The 2,153-nt window shown below is 44.0% G+C and carries 3 protein-coding genes; 1 reads left to right on the forward strand and 2 read right to left on the reverse strand.

The annotated features are described in order from the left end of the window. The coding region (locus Q4A73_RS07295; protein ID WP_303206792.1) for an aspartate kinase at window positions 1–1,152 on the reverse strand (1,152 nt) is incomplete at its 3' end. Next, entirely contained in the window at window positions 1,152–1,622 is a 471-nt protein-coding gene (locus Q4A73_RS07300) for an RNA pyrophosphohydrolase (protein WP_303206793.1), read from the reverse strand. The genes Q4A73_RS07300 and Q4A73_RS07295, both read right to left, overlap by 1 nt. 90 nt (window positions 1,623–1,712) lie before the next feature. Here Q4A73_RS07300 and Q4A73_RS07305 point away from each other — a divergent pair. Further along, window positions 1,713–2,153, forward strand: a 441-nt coding sequence (locus tag Q4A73_RS07305; protein ID WP_303206794.1) for a radical SAM protein, incomplete at its 3' end; no start/stop codon positions are given.

The following is a 2,153-nucleotide window of genomic DNA, read 5'->3' on the forward strand; positions in this document are numbered from 1 at the left end:
ATATTTTTCATGCACAATGAGAGAAATTTTAATCTCGCTCGTAGAAATCATACCGATATTAATGCCCTCATTAGCTAGAGTTTTAAAGGCTTGCGAAGCCACCCCTGAGTGCGATTTCATCCCCACGCCCACGACAGAGACTTTCACCACGGCGCTATCGCTTTCCATCACAACCTGTTCGCCCAAAATTTCACGCAAGGTATTTTTCGCTAAATCCAGTTCATTTTCAGGCACGGTAAAGCCCAAATTTGTCGCTCCGTCCACACCGACATTTTGAATAATCATATCCACATTGATATTATGCTCTGCCAAAGCCGAAAAAATAGCCGCTGCTATGCCGGGCCTATCCTCAATCTGCCTTAGAGTAATCCTTGCTTGATTTTTATCCAAGGCTATGCCACTGACTAGAGCCTTTTCCATTCCATCTTCCTTCGTAATCATCGTTCCCTCATTTTTATTAAAACTACTTCTAGTTACCAAATTTACCTCGAGCTTTTTTGCAAGCTCCACAGAGCGATTTTGCAAAACTTTCGCCCCCAAACTTGCAAGTTCTAGCATTTCCTCATAGGCAATCTTATCCAGCTTCCTTGCCTTAGGCTCAATGCGAGGATCGGTCGTATAAACCCCATCCACATCGGTGTAAATTTCACACAAATCTGCCCTCAAAGCCCCAGCTACCGCCACCGCACTAAGATCACTTCCCCCCCGGCCCAGGGTCGTAACTCTGCCCAGGGCATCCACACCCTGAAAACCCGCTATAACGACAATAAAGCCCTCCGCCAAAGCCGCCTCAATGCCCCCTGTGTCGATGTGCTTGATCCTCGCCTTCGTAAAAAGGCTATCGGTCATAATGCCAGCCCTTCTACCCGAAAAAACCACCGCCTTAAAGCCCTTTTCATTGAGGGCTATGGTAAGCAGAGCCGAACTCGCCCTCTCGCCACTGCTCAAAAGCATATCCATAGCCTCTCCGTTGGGATTTTTACTCAAATGCTCGGCTTGCTCGATGAGGCTATTGGTTACCCCGCTCATCGCGGAAACGACCACCACAAGCCTATGTCCCTCTTTCGCACTCTCAATAACCCGCTGCGCCACCGCCTCAATACGCTCTAAATTACCTACGCTTGTTCCGCCATATTTTTGCACGACTAACATCAAACATAACCTTTCTCTTCAAAATAAGCAAGCACTTGCAAATAAAGCCTTTTTTTGAAATGATTCACCCACCTAGAAAGCTCCCGCACCCGCACAAAACGATAGGCATCAAATTCAGGGTCCTTGGTGTGGATATTTATTTTCGCGTCTGCTTTAAGTCGCACCAAAAAATACTTTTGAATTTGCCCATCATAAGGATACATTTTTGAAGCCACCTTAGCGGGGAAATCATAACTCAGCCACTCGGGATACTCGGCGATGATTTCAACCCTATTTGTCCCAATCTCTTCTTTTAGCTCCCTAAGCAAGGCCACCCTCACATCCTCGCCCTCATCAATGCCCCCTTGCGGAAACTGCCAAATTTCCCTCATATCGCTACGCCTTGCAATGAAAATTTCGCAAGAAAAAGGATAGTCGCTTGAAAGAACAATGGCGGCGACATTGGGGCGGTATTTTTTCGTTTTCTCCACGGTTATTCTTTAGCAAAGAAATTAAAGTCTTAACTTTGTAAGCAAATCTTAACTAAAATTATCAAACCATTTTTAAATTAAAAGGTTTTCGTGCATTTTTATCTCCATATCCCTTTTTGCGAAAGCAAATGCCATTACTGTGCCTTTACCAGTCTTAAAAAAAAGGATTATGAAAAGGCTTATTTTAGGGCTTTAAAGCGGGATATTCTTTTTCATTTGAAGCATTTTACAGTGTCGCCCTCATCCATTAAAACTCTTTTTATCGGCGGTGGGACACCAAGCTGTGTAGAGGCTGAAAATTACGCTGAAATTTTTGAACTTTTAAGCCCTTTTTTGCAAAAAAATGCCGAAATAAGCTCCGAGGCTAATCCCAACTCCGCTTCGCTAAAATGGCTTGAAACGATGAAAAGCTACGGGCTAAATCGCATTTCTTTTGGCGCGCAAAGTTTTAGTGAAAAAAAGCTTCACTTCCTAGGCCGTATCCATAATGCAAAAATGATTGAAAAAGCCCTTGAAAATGCTAAAATTGCG

It is taken from the genome of Campylobacter sp., assembly GCF_030528245.1.
Taxonomy (GTDB): Bacteria; Campylobacterota; Campylobacteria; order Campylobacterales; family Campylobacteraceae; genus Campylobacter_D.